Origin of the sequence: Photobacterium salinisoli (assembly GCF_003614885.1) — a bacterium.
In the GTDB taxonomy this organism is placed as follows: Bacteria; Pseudomonadota; Gammaproteobacteria; order Enterobacterales; family Vibrionaceae; genus Photobacterium; species Photobacterium salinisoli.
In genome coordinates, this window is sequence record NZ_QZMS01000011.1 from 582,951 (window position 1) to 603,782 (window position 20,832).

Annotated in this window: 22 protein-coding genes and 1 pseudogene; 8 read left to right on the forward strand and 15 right to left on the reverse strand. The window is 48.8% G+C overall.

Features of this window, described 5'->3' with window-relative positions; translation table 11 throughout:
* Window positions 1-1,209, forward strand: a complete 1,209-nt coding sequence (gene choV, locus D6M16_RS14025; protein ID WP_120512485.1) for a choline ABC transporter ATP-binding protein — start codon at window positions 1-3, stop codon at window positions 1,207-1,209.
* Between the two features lie 129 nt (window positions 1,210-1,338).
* Here the strand turns inward: choV and D6M16_RS14030 are convergent, their stop codons facing one another.
* The gene (locus tag D6M16_RS14030) at window positions 1,339-1,611 is read right to left on the reverse strand and encodes a hypothetical protein (protein ID WP_162941042.1); all 273 of its coding nucleotides are present in this window, start codon (window positions 1,609-1,611) and stop codon (window positions 1,339-1,341) included.
* A gap of 262 nt (window positions 1,612-1,873) precedes the next feature.
* Here D6M16_RS14030 and D6M16_RS14035 point away from each other — a divergent pair, with 262 nt between their 5' ends.
* The gene (locus tag D6M16_RS14035) at window positions 1,874-3,520 is read left to right on the forward strand and encodes a GMC family oxidoreductase (protein ID WP_120512487.1); all 1,647 of its coding nucleotides are present in this window, start codon (window positions 1,874-1,876) and stop codon (window positions 3,518-3,520) included.
* 75 nt (window positions 3,521-3,595) lie between these two features.
* Here the strand turns inward: D6M16_RS14035 and D6M16_RS14040 are convergent, their stop codons facing one another.
* Window positions 3,596-4,624 carry an AraC family transcriptional regulator gene (locus D6M16_RS14040; protein WP_120512488.1) on the reverse strand — a complete coding sequence of 343 codons (1,029 nt, stop codon included), beginning with the start codon at window positions 4,622-4,624 and terminating at the stop codon, window positions 3,596-3,598.
* 377 nt (window positions 4,625-5,001) lie between these two features.
* On the opposite strand from D6M16_RS14040, the gene D6M16_RS14045 reads away from it, so the two are divergent.
* A complete protein-coding gene (locus D6M16_RS14045; RefSeq protein ID WP_162941043.1) occupies window positions 5,002-6,972 on the forward strand; it encodes an alkyl/aryl-sulfatase in 1,971 nt (656 codons plus the stop codon).
* Window positions 6,973-7,048: 76 nt separating this feature from the next.
* On the opposite strand, the gene D6M16_RS14050 is transcribed toward D6M16_RS14045, so the two are convergent.
* The 5 genes from D6M16_RS14050 to D6M16_RS14070 all read right to left on the reverse strand — a co-directional run bounded on the left by D6M16_RS14050 (window position 7,049) and on the right by D6M16_RS14070 (window position 9,659).
* Window positions 7,049-7,438, reverse strand: a complete 390-nt coding sequence (locus tag D6M16_RS14050; RefSeq protein WP_205576895.1) for a VOC family protein — start codon at window positions 7,436-7,438, stop codon at window positions 7,049-7,051.
* A gap of 15 nt (window positions 7,439-7,453) precedes the next feature.
* Window positions 7,454-8,035, reverse strand: coding sequence for a sugar O-acetyltransferase (locus tag D6M16_RS14055; RefSeq protein ID WP_120512489.1), 582 nt, complete (start codon window positions 8,033-8,035; stop codon window positions 7,454-7,456).
* 31 nt (window positions 8,036-8,066) lie between these two features.
* Window positions 8,067-8,576 (reverse strand): GNAT family N-acetyltransferase, encoded by a 510-nt coding sequence (locus D6M16_RS14060; protein ID WP_120512490.1) that lies wholly within the window; start codon window positions 8,574-8,576, stop codon window positions 8,067-8,069.
* Window positions 8,577-8,686: 110 nt separating this feature from the next.
* Complete coding sequence (gene map, locus D6M16_RS14065; RefSeq protein WP_240435649.1) at window positions 8,687-9,418, reverse strand: type I methionyl aminopeptidase; 732 nt, start codon at window positions 9,416-9,418, stop codon at window positions 8,687-8,689.
* 28 nt (window positions 9,419-9,446) lie between these two features.
* On the reverse strand, window positions 9,447-9,659 hold the full coding sequence (locus D6M16_RS14070) for a ParD-like family protein (protein ID WP_027251232.1): 213 nt from the start codon (window positions 9,657-9,659) through the stop codon (window positions 9,447-9,449).
* A gap of 169 nt (window positions 9,660-9,828) precedes the next feature.
* Here D6M16_RS14070 and D6M16_RS14075 point away from each other — a divergent pair, with 169 nt between their 5' ends.
* Together D6M16_RS14075 and D6M16_RS14080 are read left to right on the forward strand one after the other, a co-directional pair.
* Window positions 9,829-10,995, forward strand: a complete 1,167-nt coding sequence (locus D6M16_RS14075) for a glutathionylspermidine synthase family protein (RefSeq protein ID WP_120512492.1) — start codon at window positions 9,829-9,831, stop codon at window positions 10,993-10,995.
* Window positions 10,996-11,408: 413 nt separating this feature from the next.
* Window positions 11,409-12,149 carry a hypothetical protein gene (locus D6M16_RS14080; RefSeq protein ID WP_120512493.1) on the forward strand — a complete coding sequence of 247 codons (741 nt, stop codon included), beginning with the start codon at window positions 11,409-11,411 and terminating at the stop codon, window positions 12,147-12,149.
* Between the two features lie 142 nt (window positions 12,150-12,291).
* On the opposite strand, the gene D6M16_RS14085 is transcribed toward D6M16_RS14080, so the two are convergent.
* Both D6M16_RS14085 and D6M16_RS14090 read right to left on the reverse strand, forming a co-directional pair.
* Entirely contained in the window at window positions 12,292-12,948 is a 657-nt protein-coding gene (locus tag D6M16_RS14085; RefSeq protein WP_120513184.1) for a Qnr family pentapeptide repeat protein, read from the reverse strand.
* Between the two features lie 305 nt (window positions 12,949-13,253).
* Window positions 13,254-13,520 carry a hypothetical protein gene (locus D6M16_RS14090; RefSeq protein WP_240435621.1) on the reverse strand — a complete coding sequence of 89 codons (267 nt, stop codon included), beginning with the start codon at window positions 13,518-13,520 and terminating at the stop codon, window positions 13,254-13,256.
* 462 nt (window positions 13,521-13,982) lie between these two features.
* On the opposite strand from D6M16_RS14090, the gene D6M16_RS14095 reads away from it, so the two are divergent.
* The 3 genes and pseudogenes from D6M16_RS14095 to D6M16_RS14105 form a co-directional block, all read left to right on the forward strand.
* Window positions 13,983-14,939: a DnaJ C-terminal domain-containing protein gene (locus tag D6M16_RS14095; protein ID WP_120512494.1), complete on the forward strand. Its 957-nt coding sequence runs from the start codon at window positions 13,983-13,985 to the stop codon at window positions 14,937-14,939.
* Window positions 14,936-15,253, forward strand: coding sequence for a chaperone modulator CbpM (locus D6M16_RS14100; protein ID WP_120512495.1), 318 nt, complete (start codon window positions 14,936-14,938; stop codon window positions 15,251-15,253). Before D6M16_RS14095 ends, D6M16_RS14100 begins: the two co-directional genes overlap by 4 nt.
* Before the next feature lie 121 nt (window positions 15,254-15,374).
* Window positions 15,375-15,506 (forward strand): annotated as a pseudogene (locus tag D6M16_RS14105) (glutathionylspermidine synthase family protein); the annotation flags it as partial.
* A gap of 145 nt (window positions 15,507-15,651) precedes the next feature.
* Here the strand turns inward: D6M16_RS14105 and D6M16_RS14110 are convergent.
* From D6M16_RS14110 to D6M16_RS14135, 6 genes are all read right to left on the reverse strand, one after another.
* Window positions 15,652-15,945 carry an antibiotic biosynthesis monooxygenase family protein gene (locus D6M16_RS14110; protein WP_120512496.1) on the reverse strand — a complete coding sequence of 98 codons (294 nt, stop codon included), beginning with the start codon at window positions 15,943-15,945 and terminating at the stop codon, window positions 15,652-15,654.
* Between the two features lie 89 nt (window positions 15,946-16,034).
* On the reverse strand, window positions 16,035-17,636 hold the full coding sequence (locus D6M16_RS14115) for a mechanosensitive ion channel family protein (protein ID WP_120512497.1): 1,602 nt from the start codon (window positions 17,634-17,636) through the stop codon (window positions 16,035-16,037).
* A gap of 150 nt (window positions 17,637-17,786) precedes the next feature.
* Entirely contained in the window at window positions 17,787-18,227 is a 441-nt protein-coding gene (locus D6M16_RS14120) for an NUDIX hydrolase (RefSeq protein ID WP_120512498.1), read from the reverse strand.
* A gap of 115 nt (window positions 18,228-18,342) precedes the next feature.
* The gene (locus D6M16_RS14125; RefSeq protein WP_120512499.1) at window positions 18,343-18,675 is read right to left on the reverse strand and encodes a DUF3332 family protein; all 333 of its coding nucleotides are present in this window, start codon (window positions 18,673-18,675) and stop codon (window positions 18,343-18,345) included.
* Between the two features lie 183 nt (window positions 18,676-18,858).
* A complete protein-coding gene (locus tag D6M16_RS14130; protein WP_120512500.1) occupies window positions 18,859-19,254 on the reverse strand; it encodes a DUF2391 family protein in 396 nt (131 codons plus the stop codon).
* A 191-nt stretch (window positions 19,255-19,445) separates the two neighbouring features.
* Window positions 19,446-20,828 carry a magnesium transporter gene (locus D6M16_RS14135; protein WP_120512501.1) on the reverse strand — a complete coding sequence of 461 codons (1,383 nt, stop codon included), beginning with the start codon at window positions 20,826-20,828 and terminating at the stop codon, window positions 19,446-19,448.
* Between the last annotated feature and the right edge of the window lie 4 nt (window positions 20,829-20,832).

Consider the following 20,832-nt stretch of genomic DNA (forward strand, 5'->3'; position numbering starts at 1 on the left):
ATGACTGCCATTCGAATTGAAAACTTAGACGTTATCTTCGGTAAGCATACCGAGCAGTCACTGGCATTGCTGGATCAGGGCAAAAGCCGTCAGGAAATTATTGATGAAACCGGCGATGTGGTCGGCGTGAATAACGTCACTCTTAACGTGCAGCAAGGCGAGATTTGTGTGCTGATGGGTCTGTCCGGCTCAGGGAAATCCAGCCTGCTGCGGGCTATTAACGGCCTGAACCCGGTCTCCCGCGGTAAGCTGGAAGTGCAGGATGGCGATAACATGGTCGATCTGGCCAGCTGTGATGCCACGAGTCTTCGCCACATGCGCACCGAGCGTATTTCCATGGTGTTCCAGAAATTTGCCCTGATGCCCTGGCTATCCGTGCTGGATAACGCCGCATTTGGTTTGGAAATGCAGGGTATCAGTAAATCTGAACGTCGCCGCCGGGCGATGGAAAAACTGGAGATGGTGGGTCTGGCTGAATGGAAAGATAAATTCCCGCATGAACTGTCAGGTGGTATGCAGCAACGTGTCGGTCTGGCCCGTGCCTTTACCATGGACAGCGATATTCTGCTGATGGACGAACCGTTTTCGGCGCTGGATCCGCTTATCCGCAGTCAGTTACAGGATGAACTGCTCGATCTGCAACGCAAGCTGAATAAGACCATCGTCTTTGTCAGCCACGATCTGGATGAGGCGCTGAAAATCGGTAATAACATTGCCATCATGGAGTCCGGGGAACTGATCCAGCACGGCAAACCGGAAGAGATTGTCCTGAAGCCTAACACTCAGTATGTGAAAGATTTCGTCGCCCACACCAACCCGCTTAACGTGCTGCGGGGCCGTTCGCTGATGACACCCGCCAACGAGCTGGAAAGTCTGGACGATATGCTGATCCTCAACCGTCATGAAGGCACACGGCTAAACACCAATGACGCAGGAGAAGTACTGGCAGCACGCCGTCAGGATCAGGATCTGGCACTGCAAAGCTGGAATCAGGGTGATGATCTCGACCACCTGTCTCAGACAGATATTGTCACAGCCAGTCCGGATATCTCAATGCGTGATGCGCTGGAAATCCGCTACCGTACCGGACAGCCAGTGCTACTGACCGAGCGGAAAGAAGGTGACAAAAATGCGTTGGTGGGTGTGCTGTCCGATCAGGACTTCTACCACGCCTTGCTGGGGAAACACTTTGAGGCAAAAGTGGCGTAATCCTTCAGCCTCACGCCCTTTCTCCCACAATCAAAAGCACGCGTCCAGGCGTGCTTTTTTATACTGACATTATTTCCTGCTCACCACGCCCTTTTTCCTGCCGGCCATGCCTTCGCTAACTTGCACAGATTAATACCGATCCAGTTCAGGGCTTGCCACCAACCTGCCCCAAAATGATGACAGGCCTTCACCCGCACGGATTCTCTCCGCCCATACCGCTCCGACAATCAAGCCAATAGCAATGAAACTCATCACTACGGCCCCATTGACTTCACCCAGCACCAAACAAACCGGTCCGGCAAGTAACAAACCAAACATCGCAGGCGTAACAGCGAGCATTATCCACATCGAAAGAGCAATCAGCCCAGAGACAGCTTTCAACACAGTGACATCCTTATCCACAGGGTAATCCGCTTACCAGATAGTAAGATCCTAATCCCAAATGCACTATGTTGCACTTATGATTACCAGAAAATGTTAAGAAGTGTGATCCTGTGCCAGAAGCAAGCGATTGCTTATAAACCAATGATTTTTAAGTAATAAATTTTCATTAATTTGACATAATTTATAAAAACGGCCAAATGATAATGATTTGGCGTCCTCAGCAAACCTCAAAATGTTAACAGTTTGATAAAATATTATCAGTTGCTTGCAAGGAGGCGCTATGAAATCTCGTTATGATTATATTGTTGTCGGTGCCGGCTCTGCTGGCTGCGTACTGGCCAACCGCTTAACAGCCAATGGAAAATACTCAGTACTGGTACTGGAAGCCGGTCCGTCGGACAAAACGCCTGTTGTCAGCACTCCTGGTGCCTTCGCGTATTTCATGTTTTCCAGGAAATACAACTGGGCCTACAACGCAACGCCCGATCCAGCTCTTCGTAACGGGCAACCCGTCTTCATACCGCGCGGCAAAGTACTGGGTGGCAGTTCTTCAGTTAACGGGATGCTGTATATCCGTGGTCAGAAAGAAGATTACGACCATTGGGCAGCACTGGGAAATACCGGCTGGGGCTTTGATGATCTGTTGCCTTACTTCAAAAAATCCGAATGTAATGAGCGCGGGGCCGATGCCTTTCATGGTGACAGTGGCCCGCTGCATGTCAGTGACCGTCAGGCGCAGTTCCCGCTCACAGAGGCTTTTATCAAGGCCGGCCAGCAAGCCGGGTTCAGATTCAATCCCGATTTCAATGGCGAAGATCAGGAAGGCGTGGGTTATTACCAGTGCACAATTAAAAACGGCCAGCGCTGCGGTGCGGCCCGTGGTTATCTGCACCCCGCCTTGGGACGTCAAAATCTGACCGTACTGACGGAAGCCACAGTCAATAAAGTCGTCATTGAAGATAAAAAGGCGATTGGGGTCAGCTTTACCTACAAAGGGCAGGATCTCACTTTCCATGCTGATCAGGAAGTTATCCTCAGTGGCGGTGCAATCAACTCACCGCAATTACTGATGCTGTCAGGTATTGGTCATCAAGATCACCTCGCAGAGCATGGAATTGACTGCCAGCACCACTTACCGGGCGTCGGTGAAAACCTGCAAGAGCATGTCGATGCCTGTGTGCTGGTCAAAAGTAAGAAAAAAGATGGCTTCACCGCTTCACTCGGCGGCCTGTTGCGTATGGCTCCCGATACACTGAAATACGTGCTGAAAAAGGAAGGCAAGCTATCGAATTCCATCACTGAAGCTGGCGGATTTATCAAATCGCGGGATGAATTGGATCGCCCTGATATCCAGCTGCATATGCTGCCGTTATTGTTTGACGACAGCGGCCGCGATTTGAAACTGATGGCTCAGCATGGTTATTCCTGTCACGTTTGCGTGCTGCGCCCGAAAAGCAGCGGGACAGTCAAACTCAAATCGGCAGATCCTGTCACAGCGCCTGATATCGATTTTAACTTCTTTGCCCATGAGGAAGATAAGAAAGTGCTGGTCAACGGCATTCGCCAGCTACGTAAGATCCTGGCGGCGCCGGCATTCGATGGCTACCGGGCTGAAGAACTGAATCCGGGCATTGAAGCTGAAACCGATGATGCGATCTTTGACAAGATCAAGCAGCATATAGGTTTGGTTTACCACCCGGTTGGCACCTGCAAAATGGGTCATGACGCAATGGCAGTGGTCAATACCGAACTCAAAGTGCATGGCGTGAAAGGTTTGCGGGTAGTCGACGCTTCAGTAATGCCGACTTTGATCAGCGGCAATACCAATGCGCCGACTATCGCAATTGCAGAGAAAGCCGCGGAGATGATACTGAACGGGAAAAGCAGCCTTAAGCTTAAAAGTCAGACAGATAGCATCACTGCTTAATGTGTCACACTTTCGCCCAGTACAACCGGCTGAAAAATACAGCCGGTTGTTTCCTGCAAAGAAGTAATGATTGCCCTACCGGGCTTGTTCAGAAAGCTGACTGCGGTAGCGGCCCGGTGTTTCTTCCGTCCAGCGCTTGAATGCCCGGTTAAAGTTCCCCACGCTGGAATAACCCACCAGATAGCCAATCTCACCCAGTGACAGGTGCGGTTGCTCAATATATTCCAGCGCCAGCTTTTTGCGGGTGCTTTCCAGAATATCGGTAAACGATGTGCCTTTGTCCTGTAATTTACGCTGCAGACTGCGCAGGCTGAGCCCCATAGATTCCGCCATCTCAGTCTGAGTGGGAACCCCCATAGGTAATAACTGGCACAGTTTGTTGCGAATAATCTGAATCAAATCATTTTTATCCATTCGCGTCAGAAACTCATCCAGCATTTTTTCATGGGTTTGCGCCAGTAATGAATTTCCCGTCATGAGACGGCGAGAAGCCTGCTCATTATCAAAAACGACCGCATTCATTGCCTGACCGTAGAGGATCTCACAACCCATGAACTCACACAGAAACCTCTGCCCCTGATCTGGCGCCATCAGGCAGACCCTGACCGGGTACAACTCTCCGGGGACCATATCTCTGGCAAATTGCACCATGGTGGCTAAAAAGGTTTCAGCAACTATGTCTGGTATTACCGGAGTATGGCTACCTTCGTGGCAGACGATATTCATTCGGAAAACGACCTGCTCTGCAGATTCAGTCAACTCAATCGAACAAGTATTAGAGACCACCCTTTTATAGCGGGCGACACGTTCCAACGCGTCTTTCAATGTACTCGATGACATCATGGCGTAGCCCAGCGCATAAAATACACTGGGGTGAAAATTGCGGGCAACCTGCACACTGACATCTTGACGCGGTAGCCGCTGATTGCAGTACTGTAACAGCTTGGTGATTTTTTCTATGCCAATGCGACTTTCCTGATGTAACACCTCATTAGGTGAAATCCCGCAAGCCGACAATGCCTGTTGCTCGTTGATCTGGTTTGCAGCCATCATGCGGCTAAAAGGGATCAACCAGCCACTCAGGGTTGAGTAATAAGCATTCATACGCGTATATCGCCTCACTGTTCACATCGAAAGCGTTGTGTCATTTTTCCTGGTCATTTAGCCACAAAACACGGTCTTTGTGGACTGACCACTCAGTGAGATTTTCAAGCAGACTCACACTTTCACTGATAAAAACGCTATCCCCTGAACCAGCGAAAATCAAAGCCTCATGCTGACCTGACATTGGATGCACCCCACACCAATGACACATTTTATTAACAATCAGCACCTGCGCAACATAAAATGGCGTGAACTGAGAACTCGATAAGACAGTCGTCCTATAAGCTAGTTGACTGAATGAGCCTGTGTGGCCTGTCAGGGGGGAAGCAATCACGCCCTGAACGCCTGGCCTCTACAACACATAACAAGGACGAACTATGCGCCATAAAACTTTAATTGCCAGTATGATTGTGGCTGTCTTTTCTCAGTGCGCTTTTGCCGCCGATCTCAACACAACAGCAAAAAATGCCACTCCCTCAACAAAAGCTTACCAACAGCAGCAGAGAGACAGACTGCCATTTTCCGATACCAAAGATTTTGCACTGGTTGAAAAAGGCCTGATTAAACGCCCTGAGGCAGTCACCATCAAAGATGAGAACGGCACTGCGGTCTGGGAATTAGGCAGCTATGATTTTCTGCTGGGTGATACATCAATAGACACAATTAACCCCAGCCTGGAACGTCAGGCCAAGCTGAACATGGCCTACGGCTTATATAAAGTCACTGATCGTATTTATCAGGTACGTGGTTATGACTTGGCTAATATCACCTTCATTAAAGGTGATACCGGCTGGATAGTGTTTGATCCCCTGCTTACCCCACCGACCGCTAAAGCCGCTTTTGCATTAGTGTCCAGGGAATTGGGCGATTTTCCTATTCACACTGTGGTCTACAGCCATGCTCACGTTGACCATTTCGGTGGGGTAAAAGGGGTTGTCTCTCAAGAGCAAGTTGACAGCGGAGAAGTTCAGATCATTGCCCCTCGCCACTTCATGGAGCATGCCATCAAAGAAAACGTACTGGCCGGTAATGCCATGACACGCCGCGCGACGTATCAGTATGGCAACGCTCTTCCTATTGGCCCTAAAGGGTTAGTTGATGCCGCCATCGGCAAAGGCACATCACTGGGCATGATTGGCTTAATTACCCCAACACGAGAGATCAGTCAGGATACCGAAACCGTCACGATCGACGGTATTGAGATGGTATTCATGAACACGCCAAATACAGAATCACCTTCTGAGATGAACACCTATTTCCCGCAATTCAAAGCATTGTGGACAGCTGAGAACGTGATTGGCACCATGCACAATGTCTATACACTGCGTGGCGCTGAAGTGCGGGATGCCCAGGGCTGGAGTAAGTACATTAACAGCCTGATCCATGGTGTGGCTAAGGAAGCCAACGTGATGTTTGCTTCGCATTCCTGGCCGCGCTGGGGTAACGATTATTTGATGGACGTACTTAAAAAGCAACGTGATATGTACGGCTACATACATGACCATGCCTTGAACCTGGCCAACAAAGGCGTGACTATCAACGAGATCCATAACGAGTTTGAAGTACCTGACTCCCTTGCCAATGAATGGTACAACCGCGGCTATCACGGCTCGTATTCACATAATGTCCGTGCCGTTATCAACAAATATCTGGGCTTCTTCGACATGAACCCGGCAACCCTGAACCAGCTTAGTCCGGCTGACTCAGCGCCGAAATATGTCGAGGCAATGGGCGGGGCCGATGCCATCATCCAGCGGGCAAAAGCCAGCTTTGACAAAGGCGAATACCGCTGGGCGGCAGAGGTGCTGGACAAAGTGATTTATGCCGATCCTGATAACCAGCAGGCTCGCCTGCTTCAGGCTGATATTTTCGAGCAGATGGGTTATCAGTCTGAATCAGCTGGCTGGCGAAACACCTATCTGGTCGGCGCTTACGAATTGCGTAACGGTATGCCCACCAATGCGCGCGCAACCCGTGTTGGCCCAGACTTTGTCAGTGCCATGAGCACAGATCTGATTTTCGACTTTCTGGGTGTGCGCCTGAACGCGGAAAAAGCAGAAGGGAAAAAACTCACACTTAACTTTGTCTTTCCGGATCGTGATGAACGCTATCTGCTGGAGCTGGAAAACAGCCACCTGAACAACATCAAAGGTCAGCAAAGCGACAACGCCGATATCACCATCACCATAAACCGCAGCGATATGGACAAAATGCTGATTAAACAACAAAGCTTCCAGCAACTGTTACAAGACGGTAAGGTTAAAACTCAAGGCAATATTCAGGCCTTTGCTCAGCTGATGGGCATGATGGACGAATTCCCGTTCTGGTTTAAGATTGCAACGCCATAATCGCAGACAACTTAGTGTGTCATTCTGCAAAGCCGCTGAAATTCAGCGGCTTTTTCATGTTTCGGCGCAATCTGGCTCAAGGCAGGTTAATTTGCCAGGACACACCAAAACGATCTGTTACCCAGCCGAAACGCTGGCTGAAACCGTAATTATCCGCTGGCATCAGTGCATTACCGCCATCGGTGAGCGAAGCGTATACCCGCTCAAACTCGGTTGCCGATTCACAGTCTACAAAGACAGACATCGCAGGTGTGAACGTAAAATTGTGCGAAATGAACGAATCAATGGCGATAAACTCCCGGCCGGCAAGCACAAAACGGGCTTGCCTGACCATGCCTTTTGAATCGCCATCCGGGTAACGCTCAATGTGAAGGATGTCAGATCCGGCAAACAGACTGACATAGAAATTCATCGCCTCTTCGGCATCCCCTTCAAACATCAAATGAGTCAGAATCGCTTGCGCCACAACACTCCTCCCTGATTAGCCGCCGGCCAACACAGCTGATGGCTCAGACGGTGTGATTTCTCTGACCACACGGCATGGGTTCCCCACAGCAACGCTGTTATCCGGAATATCTCTGGTAACAACACTGCCCGCACCAATCACGCAGTTGTGGCCAATACGCACGCCCGGCAAAACTGCCACGTTGCCTCCAAGCCAGACATTATCGCCGATCCACACTGGGGCGCCGTCTTCTCCATGTAAACGCTCAACAGGATCGATGGGATGAGAGGCCGCGGAAATCATGACATTGGGGCCAATAAACGCATTCTCACCGATAGTGACTTTGCAGACATCCAGTATGGTCAGGTTATGGTTCGAATAAAAATTCGCGCCGACCACAATATTGTAACCGTAGTCGCAGTAAAAAGACGGTTCCATATGAGCATCGCCGGAAAATTGTACCCGCTCTGCCAGAATCGCCATTCTGGCTTGCGTATCGCGCGGGTCGGCCAGATTAAAACGGTGACACATAACCTTGGCTTCCTGACGGTCATTGACCAGTTCGGCGTCTCTGCCACTGTACGCCAGACCCGCGAGCATTTTTTCTTTCTCTGTCATTGATTCAGACACTGTGTACTCCTTTATTTATTCACAGCTCAATGCCATACAGCACAAGCAACCCGCCGTCAGGCAAGGTCTCATGGTTCAATTCATAATGAAAGCCCAGCCTGGTCAGCAAATCAATGCATCTGTGATTCTCGGCATCGGTAATGGCGACCAGACGCTTCAGTGCCAGCGTTTCACGAGCAAAAGACAAGATTGCCTGAGCCGCTTCACAGGCATAACCCTGCCCCTCAAAGCCCGGCAAATACCCATACCCTAAGTCAATGTCTTTCAGGAAGTCACGTTTGATCAGGCCGCAGATACCAATAGGCGTATCATCACTTTTCAAAGCCACACGGTGAAGTCCCAGCCCTTTAGTCTGATACATGCTGATAAGCGATGCTTCGAGATAATTCAACGCAGCCTCACGCGTATGGAGTTGTTTGTCGCCGACAAAACGTTTAAACCCAGGCGTGTTATACAGTTCAAAAATGAAATCGACATCTGCCGCCGTTAACGGCTTTATCGTCAGCCGTTCCGTGGTGATCGCTGCCATGCTATTTATTCCGATGATGATTTTACGGTGAAGTGTCTGTTATCTGGAACAGGGTGCCAACAACAGCCCGTCAGACGAAACTGACATATCCAGTTTGCCGGCATTACCCGTCAGTGTTTTTCTTCTTCTCTCAGCGTCAGTACTTCATAACCGGTTTCGGTCACCAGTATGGTGTGTTCCCATTGCGCCGACAGTTTTTTGTCTTTGGTCACCACAGTCCAGCCGTCTTTCTTGGTTTTGGTTTTGTAGGTGCCTTCATTGATCATAGGTTCAATGGTGAATGTCATGCCTGGCTGCAGCCGCAGCCCGCGTCCTTTCAGCCCATGATGAAGTACTTGCGGTTCTTCGTGCATTTCACGGCCTATGCCGTGGCCGCAATATTCCCGAACAACAGAATAACCATGGCTTTCCGCATGCTTTTGGATCGCATAACCAATATCGCCCAGTGTCGCGCCAGGTTTCACCTGCTCAATACCCTGCCACATGGCTTCATAGGTTGCTTTTACCAGCCGGGACGCACGTGGCTGAACCTGGCCGATACAATACATTTTGCTGGAATCGGCAATAAACCCGTTTTTCTCCAGTGTGATATCCAGATTAATAATATCGCCCTCTTTCAACAGACGGTTTTCATCTGGCATGCCATGGCAAATCACTTCATTAATAGATGCATTGAGGACATACGGATAATCATACTGGCCCTTACTGGCTGGCCGGGCCGACAATACGTCGGTTATAAAAGCCTCGACCTTGTCGTTAATCGCCATGGTCGATACACCGGCAGCCACGAAGTCATCCAGCATGGAAAATACTGAGGCCAACAACCGGCCAGACTCCCGCATCAATTCAATTTCTTGTGCGGTTTTGATATTAATTCTGTTCACTCATTAATTCCTGTACTGATCCCGCGTCACTGAGTAACAGCTTACGAATCAGTTCGTTATACGTCAGTGTTGGGTTCATTTCCGCCAGCAGGCCCATCTTTATCCAAAACTCGGCCTGAGCATTGATGGAACGCGACATCGTGCTGCTGGCTTTACGGATTTCCTCATGAAGTTCATCCGATATTTTTACTATCCCCATAGGGTACCCTGAAAGATATACATAGAATACACGGAGTGTATACGAAACGTATATTCGCATCAACGATATGCGATCATGATCCAAGTCGGCCTTTCCAGACACGGGGAATCTTTACTTTCTCACCCGTCCCCCCTGATAATATCGGCCTGTTGACCATTCGAGCAGTATTATGATTCAGGTTCCTATCACCCCCCGCCCAAACTGGAAAATGCTGGCAGATGAGTTCGGATTTCGTTTCCATACTCTGGAAGGCGAACCGTATTGGGTCGAAGATCGCTACTTTCAGTTCAGTTTGCAGCAGATTGAAAATGAACTGGAAGCGCCCACCGCCGAGCTCCATCAAATGAGCCTGGAAGCCGTCGATAAAGTCATCCGTGATGAAGCTTTACTGAAAAAATTTCAGATCCCGGAAACCATGTGGGATCTGATTGCCAGCTCGTGGAAACAAAAAGCGCCCAGTCTGTATGGGCGACTGGATTTTGCCTACGATGGCCGGCATCCGGCAAAATTGCTCGAATTTAACAGCGACACACCGACCTCACTTTACGAAGCCAGTTTCTGGCAATGGCTGTGGCTTGAAGATCAGGTCAATGCAGGCAAATTGCCAAGGCGCGCCGATCAGTACAATCTGATTCAGGAGCTGATGATCCAGCGCATGGCAGCATTAGGCAGCTACCAGCCGGGACAAACACTGCATTTCGCCTGCTGCCGGGACAGCGTGGAAGACAGAGATACTGTGCAGTATCTTGAAGACTGCGCCAGAGAAGCCGGGCTGAAAATCGCGTTTGTTTACATTGAAGATATTGGTATCAATCAGGACGGGGAGTTTACCGATCTGGACGATAATCCTATTCGCTGGATGTTCAAGCTCTATCCGTGGGAGTTTATGTTCCGGGAAGAGTATGCCGCGTATCTGCACACCGCCAATGTTAACTGGCTGGAACCTATGTGGAAAAGCATCAGCTCAAACAAAGCGATTCTGCCGTTGATGTGGGAAATGTTTCCTCACCACCCGAACCTGTTACCCGCCTACTTTGCCGATGATCCTAAAGCTGCGAGTCTGACAGATTTCGTGAAAAAACCGATTTTCAGCCGCGAAGGAGCCAACATCAGTGTGCATCGTGCCGGTGAAATACTGCAGCATGAACCCGGCCCGTACGGCGACGAAGGCTATATAGTCCAGCAATATACCCATTTACCGCGTTTCGGTAACAACCATATGCTGATCGGCAGCTGGCTTATCAATGACGAACCCGCCGGACTGACGATCCGGGAAGATACAGGTTACATCACCAAAGATACTTCAATGTTTATTCCGCATATCATTCTGGATTAAACCGGCAGGTACAAAAGCGGCGGATAATTCCGCCGCTTATTCGAATCAGTCTCTTTGACAATAAAACAATCAGGCCTAGACTCTATCCTTCCTTGCGTATCGATTCAGACTTGGCATCAAGCATAAATACTTCTCCTACTCACTTCCTGAACGATAAACTGAATCATAAACAGCCGAAACATAACTTCATCTCAGTAAACTTGATTCAAAATCAACCAATTGAATATATATAGATCAATAGCTTGTGTTGAATCGTATCTGCATAGATACTACATCACTTGAAATGCTGACCGAAATATTTCGCGCTCTGCTCTGCATGAACACGTTAAGGAATCGTTTGAAAAAGCATAAAGCGTCATGATCCTTTAAGGCAGGTCAGTCTCTCTCCATAAAATAAAAAGTAAGGAAATATCGTGAAAATAAAGCTGTTATCAGCCCTCTCTTTGATTACCTTAATGGGTTGTGGAGGTTCTTCGACAGAAAACATCGGAAATGTAAGTGATAGTTTGACAAAAACTGCCGAAGGTTATTCGAATGAGATTACAGATTGGTTTGATATCGAAATTGAACTTTACCACCCACTTCAAGAGCCGATTCATCAATCGAATATAGAAATGACTTTTGATGTCAATCAAAATGGCCTTTTTGATGATGGAGATATTCGAATTATCGCAGGGAATGCATCTGGTAGTTTTACAGATATCATCAGTTCATGGGCTTACAGCGCTGATTATTTAGTTCAGTTAAACAGCAACAATACCATGATCACATTCCGCGAAATGAGCGGGGTCATTATTGGTTCATCGAATACAAACTATGTAAGTCAACTCGGCGGTGTGAAAACGTATCAACATTTAGTGAATGATCAATTAACCGAGCAGAAAATCACCTTACGCACAAATAGAAGTTTGTCCGGCTCGTCACCACAATTAGATCAACTCATGCAGCAACTGAGATTAATTGATGCCAATACACCGATAAATGTGGCACTTACCGATGGCCTGACTGACGCGAGCAGTGACTATGTCCCTGAGCCTGGTGTATTTACTCAGCAGCCCATCCTCTCTTTACAGGATAATCAAAACGATTACATCGGCAACAATCAATGGGTTGATATCAAGTCTGTCCATTTTAGTTCGAGCACTGCTGAATAAATCATATCTCTGAAGTGTCAGCACTGTTGGTTTGATGGCTTTTCAATATGAATGAATAAGTTAATCTTTCCGTCTTCGTGGACTCTTCACGTACGCCGCTAGTCATTGACTAACGGCGTAATTTCACGGCTTTAAAAACGCATCAACCCGGCAGAACGACAATACCGAAAGGCTCCAGCAATTGCTCTTGCTGCCAGTCGCAGATTTTCACACCCGTTAAATCGACTTTTCGGGGATCTAACCCATCAAGCTCTGAATGACTGAGATCAGCCCCCTGAATAGAAAATTGCCCCCAACAATCTTCAGAGAATGACCCTCGACTTAAATCAGACGACTTAAAAGAGGCCCCTTGCAAATTTGCTCCGACCCACCGGTTTTCAAACAAATCGCATTTTTCAATACATTGCCGCTCCAGATTGACATAAGACAAATTACACCCTGTGATATAAGCCGAACAGAAATACATCTGATGACTAACCTGATTCACAAAGCTCGCCTGAATAAAATTGGCACCTTTCAGATCACTATCCCGCAATTCAATACCAAAACAATTTGCACCTTTAAAGTTTGCTAAAGCTAGCTGACAGTCTTTAAAACTCGCATCGCGCAAATCGCAATAGTCAAAATGACAGCCTTCGATAGCCCCAGGCTCAATAAACTTACAGTTTTCAAACACTGCATCCCTTAAATTTGATCGGCTAAAGTCACAACGATAAAACTGACAATTCTTGAATACAGCTTCTGATAAATCCTGGCGGGAAAAATTAACCTGATTAAATAGTTTATTCTCTTGATACATCATCATCTCCACTCATTTGATTCAGAGTCTAGCATTTAGAATGTATAGAATTAAGAAAAACAAACTATTATAAAACAACAAGTTAAATCACCCTGATTTTGCCGTTTTAAGGCGCCAAATCGGCTTGTAGTGAAGCGTAAAGCCAACTCATCGATGCCGCAGGCGAAGAAAAAAGTTTACCTGCGCAGGAGGCGCAGGAGGATGATTTATCCTGAATAGATGTATCAAGCTGTGCTGCAAGAAATCGTTAACAGCACAGCTGAATTCAACCTGATAGAATTATTGATTAAAACTGTATTGCCGCTTCACTTCCACAACCTGCACTGTGTAGGAGGCATACCATTTTTCACGGCCAAACTGCTGGGCCAGTGCATGCTGGCTGTCTTTATGACAGTTCTGGATATCCGCTTCGGTATGCCAATAGGAAATCGCAATTTCCTGACCCCTTCTGTCACCGCGATAAAGTCCAGGCAGCCATATTTTTCAAATGCCAGATCCCGCATCACTTTGACCATCTCGGCATACTGGCTGTCCTGCTCACCTGTCTTAGCCTTGAAAATCACTGCAAACATTTATCTCTCCTTGGTTTTTCATCTGAACATCCATATCTGAACAGTCTGAAGTGCCGATAGGGGCCACAACCCGGACTCTTCGGGCACAACTGGATCTGAGGCTGAGACGATGGACTCAATTCGAGCACCGACAGCAAAATACCGTTCAGTCCATGGCCTGTCATCAGGATCAAAGAACTAACAAAAAGTGACAACAGTAACTCCAGTGTCGCGATAATAAACACGATGGTGCCTTCTCAAACCCGCTGATGAGTGGTGAGCAGTTTATCTTTACTTGTAAACATAAACGCGTGTCTTGTGTTGTCTCTCTCATGAAACCTGCACTATTTTGCATTGAGCTATAATGGAATGGGCGCAGACGGGAGCCGTGATGTCCTGCCACGTCAGAGCTACAAATCAACCGGGTAAATAGCGGCACGCCCGGATAAACCAATCTCAAACGTCAGCCTGAATCGTGGTGTTATGGAATATCGTGATTATTACGCCATCCTTGGAGTTTCCCGCGATGCAACATTAGCGGATATCAAACGAGCTTATAAGAAAAGTGCGCGCAAATATCATCCAGATGTATCGAAAGAAACCGACGCCAAGGAGAAGTTTGTTCAGGCCAAAGAGGCCTACGAGGTGCTCAAGGATCCCCAGAAGCGGGCCGCTTATGATCAATTGGGTAAAGACTGGCATTCCGGGGAGCATTTTCATGTACCGCCAGACTGGGAACGCAATTATCAGTTTTCCAGTGAGGGTTTTTCCCAGGGTGATGCATCTGCATTCTCTGATTTTTTTGAATCGCTGTTCGGCGCTCACTTTGATCACAGCGCAGGGCGGCATCATCACGCTCATAGAGCACATCAACATTTCACAGCCAAGGGCGAAGATATCCACGCCAAGGTTCAAATTGATATTGAAGACAGCTTTCATGGCGCGGTACGCACCCTCACCCTGCCGTCATCTCCGCTCGACGGCGCGCAACCTCAGACCGTGAATTTAAAAATTCCTAAAGGGGTCCGGGAAGGTCAGCATATTCGTCTGGGCGGCAAGGGAATGCCCGGCCATGGCGGCGGTGCGGCGGGCGATCTTTATCTTGAAATCAGTTTTCGTCCGCACCCGTACTACAGGCTTGAGCAGAAAAATCTGTACATGACCCTCCCCGTCACACCATGGGAGGCAGCCTTAGGCGCTAAAATAAAGATACCGACTCCTACTGGGCCCATCGAGGTGACGGTGCCGGCCAATTCGGTTTCAGAGAAAATACTGCGGCTTCGCGGCCGGGGACTCCCCGGAGCCTCACCCGGGGATATGCTGATCACTCTGAATATTGTCCAGCCCAAGGTGAATAGCGAGCAAGAAAAAGCTCTGTACCGGCAGATGCAGGATCTGATGTCCTTTAACCCTCGTGGCCAATTTGGATTTGAGTCATGAAGAAAAAAATTACGTCAAGCCAGCTCAGTATTACGGTCATTGCAGAGCATGAGCCGACGCTTAACCTGGCAGAGTTTTGTCGCGCTTGTGGTCAACCTGCTGAATGGGTGATCGCCCTGGTTGAAGAAGGGGTTCTGGATCCTCAGGGAGATCGGCCAATTCACTGGCGCTTTGCCACCATCAATCTGCGCCGTGCTCTACGCGCCAGTCGTATACAGCAAGATTTGGATTTGAATGTACCCGGAGTCGCTGTGGTGCTTGATCTACTGGATGAAATCGAACGGCTGCAACGTCAATTGGATTACCGATATTAAATGCCGCTTTAGCCGTCACTAAATCATAAAACTTAGAATTTATTGACATAAGGTGACAAGTCATAAAATAAAACCAGGGTGAAAGTCGCTTTACGAAGCCAGTTTCTGGCAGTGGTTATAGCTTGCAGACTGCGCCAGAGAGGCCGGTCTGAAAATCGAGTTAGTTTATGTTGAAGATATCGGCATCAATCAGGACGGCGTGTTTACCGATCTGGACGATAACCCTACTCGCTGGATGTTCAAGCTCTATCCATAGGAGTTCATGTTCCGGGAAGATACAGGTTACATCACCAAAGATACTTCAATGTTTATTCCGCATATCATTCTGGATTAAACCGGCAGGTACAAAAGCGGCGGATATTTCCGCCGCCTGACCACGCAATTCGCTATCTCTCATCTCACTCATTAAAACTGTATTGCCGCTTCACTTCCACAACCTGCACTGTGTAGGAGGCATACCATTTTTCACGGCCAAACTGCTGGGCCAGTGCATGCTGGCTGTCTTTGTGCCAGTTCTGGATATCCGCTTCGGTATGCCAGTAAGAAATCGCGATTTCCTGATCCCCTTCTGTCACCGCGATAAAGTCCAGGCAGCCATATTTTTCAAATGCCAGATCCCGCATCACTTTGACCATCTCGGCATACTGGCTGTCCTGCTCACCTGTCTTAGCCCTGAAAATCACTGCAAACATTTCTCTCTCCTTGGTTTTTCATCTGAACATCCATGTCTGAACAGTCTGAAGTGCCGATAGGGGCCACACCCCGTCAGCCGGAAGATTCCTTAAGGCTGAAGCTGGGCATCAAACGTGGCCGGGACGATTCTGGATCCCTGCTTTTCGACGATTTCCATGATGCCTAGGTGGATTTCCTGAGCAGCCACCTGATACACCGGCAGGCTCTTGGTGCCAATGTACGCAAATACATTGATTTCCAATCCATGCGCTCCGAAGCCACGAAAGGTTACCCGCAGCGGCTTTTTATCGACTTTTTCATGATTTTCCAGCAGCAGTTTTATCTCATCAATAATCTGCTTTAATTGCGTGGTCGATGTGCTGTAATCCAGGCGAATATCCGATTTGAACCGGATCTTTTCCCGCATCGAAATATTTTCGATTTCCATTTCCGATAACTTGGCATTCGGCACATGGATCACGGTTCTGTCTATGGTTCTGATACGGGTGCAACGCAGGCCAATTTCTTCAACTGTGCCCCGGATCCCGCCGAAATTGCACAGATTCCCCACTTTTACCGGCGCCGCGGAATAGAGCATCATGGTACCAATGAAGTTTTCCAGTGTTTGTTTGGAGGCCAAGGCGAGGGCAACCCCACCCACGCCCATACCTGCCAGCAGGGCTGTGGCATTAAAACCCTGATACTCCATCCAGGACAACACTGCAAAGATCAGCAAAATAATGCGAATAAAGGTCAGGAAAGGGCGAACCATGGCCGCGCCTTGTTTATTACCGTTGTTGATTAAACGCTCACGGATAATGTACTGAAAAAGCCCAATCGCAGACCAGCCCAGCCACAAACTGGTGCCAAACAGAAGATATCCATTATTGAGAAAAGCTCTGGCGTTGGCCGTCAGCGTCGCGCTCGACAGCAACAAATGATCCAGCCCCAGAGCGGTAAAGAACAGCAGCGGCTTGGCGATCAAGCCCGCCAAGTCTTCTTTCATTTTGATGTCTGTTTTGCGGACCAGCCAGGCCGTGATCAGACAAACTGGCGTAACAACAGCAAAAGAGGCGAACAGGCAAGTAAAGAGAAAGACGATTTCCCAGAGGCTGAGTTTGAAGATATAGCCGTCCGGCACATTCTGGATGAACCATTCTGTCAGCGGGCTGTAGCCCAGCTCTTCATACAGGCTCGGGACAAGGGCAACAGTAGCATTCGAAACCTTCCAGATTTTGCCCAGCTTTTTGCTTGGGACTTGCTGCAACAGCAGTGAAACTTCCGTATTTTTAACATTGATATTGCCGAACGACTCACGATAATCGGGCAACAGATCATCCAGATCCCCTGCCGGGGTGTCATCAATATCCTGAAGATTGATCCACAGGTTTCGCTCAATGATTGCATGCAGTTTTCTGGCGTATTCTTCCCCATTGCTGGCGCTCATTCCTTTTGGCATGTAACGCAAGTCCAGGTATTTCGCCGCTTTTGTGTAGTCCTGTTCGTATACGGCGTCCAGAAACCCTTTCAGCGAGCCTCTGGGGGTATCGCGATCCAGCGAATCTTTGTAATCATAGGCAGCATTTACCGCCTGCCCTGCCGCAGTGGTTGCCGGGTCTGCCGGGTTGCTCAACAGTAGGTTAGGAGCCGCTGTCGCAATAAGCGGTACAAAAAAGCAGCAGATCAGAAAGGTTCTGAACAAGGTTTGCATCGTCTGATGTCCGTCTGAATATCCAAAGCTGGTGCGATTTTATAAGCGACTGCTTTCAGAGGCCAGACATTGTTATGCGCTAAACGCACTTACTGTCAAAGGCATGGAATACAAGTGATTGCTCCGCATCAGCATCACGCAAGCCGGGCGCTATGCTGACAAGGTCTGCTGAGCTTTCAGCGCCACGTCGGCCACTTTCTCGATGAGGTCCGCTTGGCTGCTGACAATGTCGGCAACTGACATCCAGCGACAATCACTGGCGTCATCACCCGGCTGCAGCTCTCCTGCCAGATAGCGGCAAAGGACAGGCACCAGAATAAAGTGATGGTGACAATTGTCAGCATCAAATTCATTCACTTCAACCACTTCCAATAAGTGTTCAGCTGCCGCGATCACACTGGTTTCTTCTTTCAATTCGCGCACAGCCGCATCACGCAGGCTTTCGCCAGGCCAGACGGAACCACCGGGAAATCCCCAGCCACCTTTTTGCGGTTCATTTTTGCGTTGAACCAGAATGAGTTGATCGTCTTTGTAGGTGACGGCGAGAACCGCCACTTTAGGTGATGAAAACGCACTGTGTTGCTGAGGCATACCGGGCTTCCGAATTCTGTTTCAGGAAACCCATGATATCGCATGTTTTAAGCGGAAAGTACCTGCCACCCCATAGCTATTAACGCAGAGCGGCTGGTTAAGAGGTGTGAATAATTCAGTTAAGAGGCTTAATTGGCGCTGTTTTCAGATCGTCATCAAGCTGATCATTAATCTTGATGTAATCTTCGCCTTTCACGTCATAGATTGATTGTTTTTGGGTCAGCGCATTTTCGCCGGTCCAGAACTCAATAGGGTTCAACACCATGTAATCTGCCACTGTGGTCACAGCATAAACCGGCGCCATCGCAATGGTCAGACCGCCACGGGCGTAACGGTTATCCACCACATCCATATTGAATTTCATGGTCGCGTTAGTGGCAGCCATCTGGCCGGCACACCCCGTTAATAAAGACACCAGAGAGACCGCAACAAAAGCCATTTTTTTCATTGTTCAATACCCATAAAAAAACAGGGTTTAATTGTAACCGTGTGCTTATCGTTTAAAACCTGTGGCCTGTTAAATCTGGTCTAAATTCAGCATGCGTTCAGTTAAAAAACAACGTTCGATTAGATTGAGAAATAGTTAACGGCATCAAATTTGACGGCTGAATGTGTCTTAAGAAAGTGCCCGCTATTCTTTGTCAAAACTGTCCACAATAATCGCTCCCATAGAAGCAGGCATGGCAATAATCAGTGCCCGCTTAACAGCAACGACCCAATTATCGATTAACGGAAACTGATTAAGTGAAAACAGGATCAGGCAAACCACCAGATAGGTGATCAGGTAAGCCCCAAGCACCCTGGCCAGAAAAACGGGCACACGCTTACGGATATTCTGGCCGAACATCGACTGGTAAGCGTACAGACCCATGAAAAGCAAAGTGAGTACAACAAGGACAGACAAATTCAGCAGTGGAAGGGATTCACTCAGTTGCCAGGCTTCTTCAGAAAAGGAAATGGGGACGCCAAGGGCAAAGGAGCCGATCACAAGCTGGCCCAAATCTTCTGCGTTGAATTTCCAATCCATTGACTGCTCCGGTTCCGTTTATTTTGCTTTTGACTATCCCTCCCCCTTTTCAAGGGGGAGGTCAGGAGGGGGTTACAGGGCACAAACGTCAAATTCCTGCCCGTTTCACGAACCCCACCCTAACCCTCCCCTTGCCAAGGGGAGGGAATATTTCTGATTTCAGTAAGCTCTGTACCGCCCCTTGTCGTGGCTCAGCCCAGCAAAAACAGGCTGCCCAACCCTAAGAAAGTAAAAAAGCCCACTACATCTGTGACTGTAGTTAATATGACTGACCCGGACAGAGCAGGATCAATCTCGTATTTATCCAGAATCACCGGAATCACGACGCCGGCGATTGCCGCAACCACAATATTTATGGTGATAGCAGCAGCTATCACGCCGCCAATCGCCACACTGCTGAACCAGACAGCCGCCACAATTGCGATAACGACCGCCCAGAGCACGCCGTTCAGGCAGGCGACCAGCAATTCTTTCTTGGCCAGCGACCAGACGTTACCAAAGGTGATTTGCCCCATCGCCAGACCGCGGATAATCAGGGTTAAGGTCTGGCTGCCGGCAATACCGCCCATTGACGCCACCACCGGCATCAGGACCGCCAGTGCCACCACCTGGCTGAGTGTGGCTTCAAACAACCCGATAGTCCAGGACGCCAGAAATGCAGTGAGCAGGTTAATCCCCAACCACAAAGCGCGACGTTTTGCACTGAGCCAGACCGGGGCAAACAGGTCAGTATCTTCATCCAGACCCGCCCGCGCCATTAATCTGGCTTCATAGGTTTCCCGGGTAATTTCCATTGCCAGCCGCAACGTCGCGCGTCCGACAAAGCGGCCGGTTTCATCCACCACCGCCATCGCCGCCTGATCCGAGTGTTCAAGACGCTCAGCCGCGTCGTAAACATCCATGTCCGCTTTCAGGGGAGAGGCAATATCATCTTCCAGACTGTCTACCCTGACCTGACCATCGGCCGCCAGTAAAACAGACAATGATACTTCACCTCTGTAATGTCCTTTTTTATCAACAATATAAACGCGATCCAGCATAGGGTGATCGGCGCGTCGCACGGCCCGCAAGGCTTCGAACACTCGGGTATTCGGCGTTAACATCACCAGGCTGTGATCCACATAACGGCCTATCTGATCTTCGTCATACTGCTGGCTTTGTTCATACCAGGACTTCTGATCCTGGCTCATCTTCGCCAGCGCAAAGTCCACCAGCTTGTCTGACAGGCTCTGCGACAGTTCGATCAGATCTTCAGCATCCAGCCCATGCAGCATGGCCCGCAGATCCGGCATGCTGAGATTATCGATCAGCACACCCCGGGCATCAGAGCGCATGGCAACCAGTACTTCTACCCGCTCTTCCGGCGCAACGGTCTGCCAGAGAGCCAGACGCTCATCAATCGGCAAAGATTCCAGCAGTAAACCCAGCTCTGACGTTTCCAGCACTTCCGAGGCTTCTGAGAATACCCTTTCCTGCTCTTCATCATGAACCCGGTTAAGATCTTCAACCCACTGACTGAGTTCCTGTTGTGGCAGAAGATCTTTCACCGCTGCTTTGTCTTGTTCTTCATTCATAGTT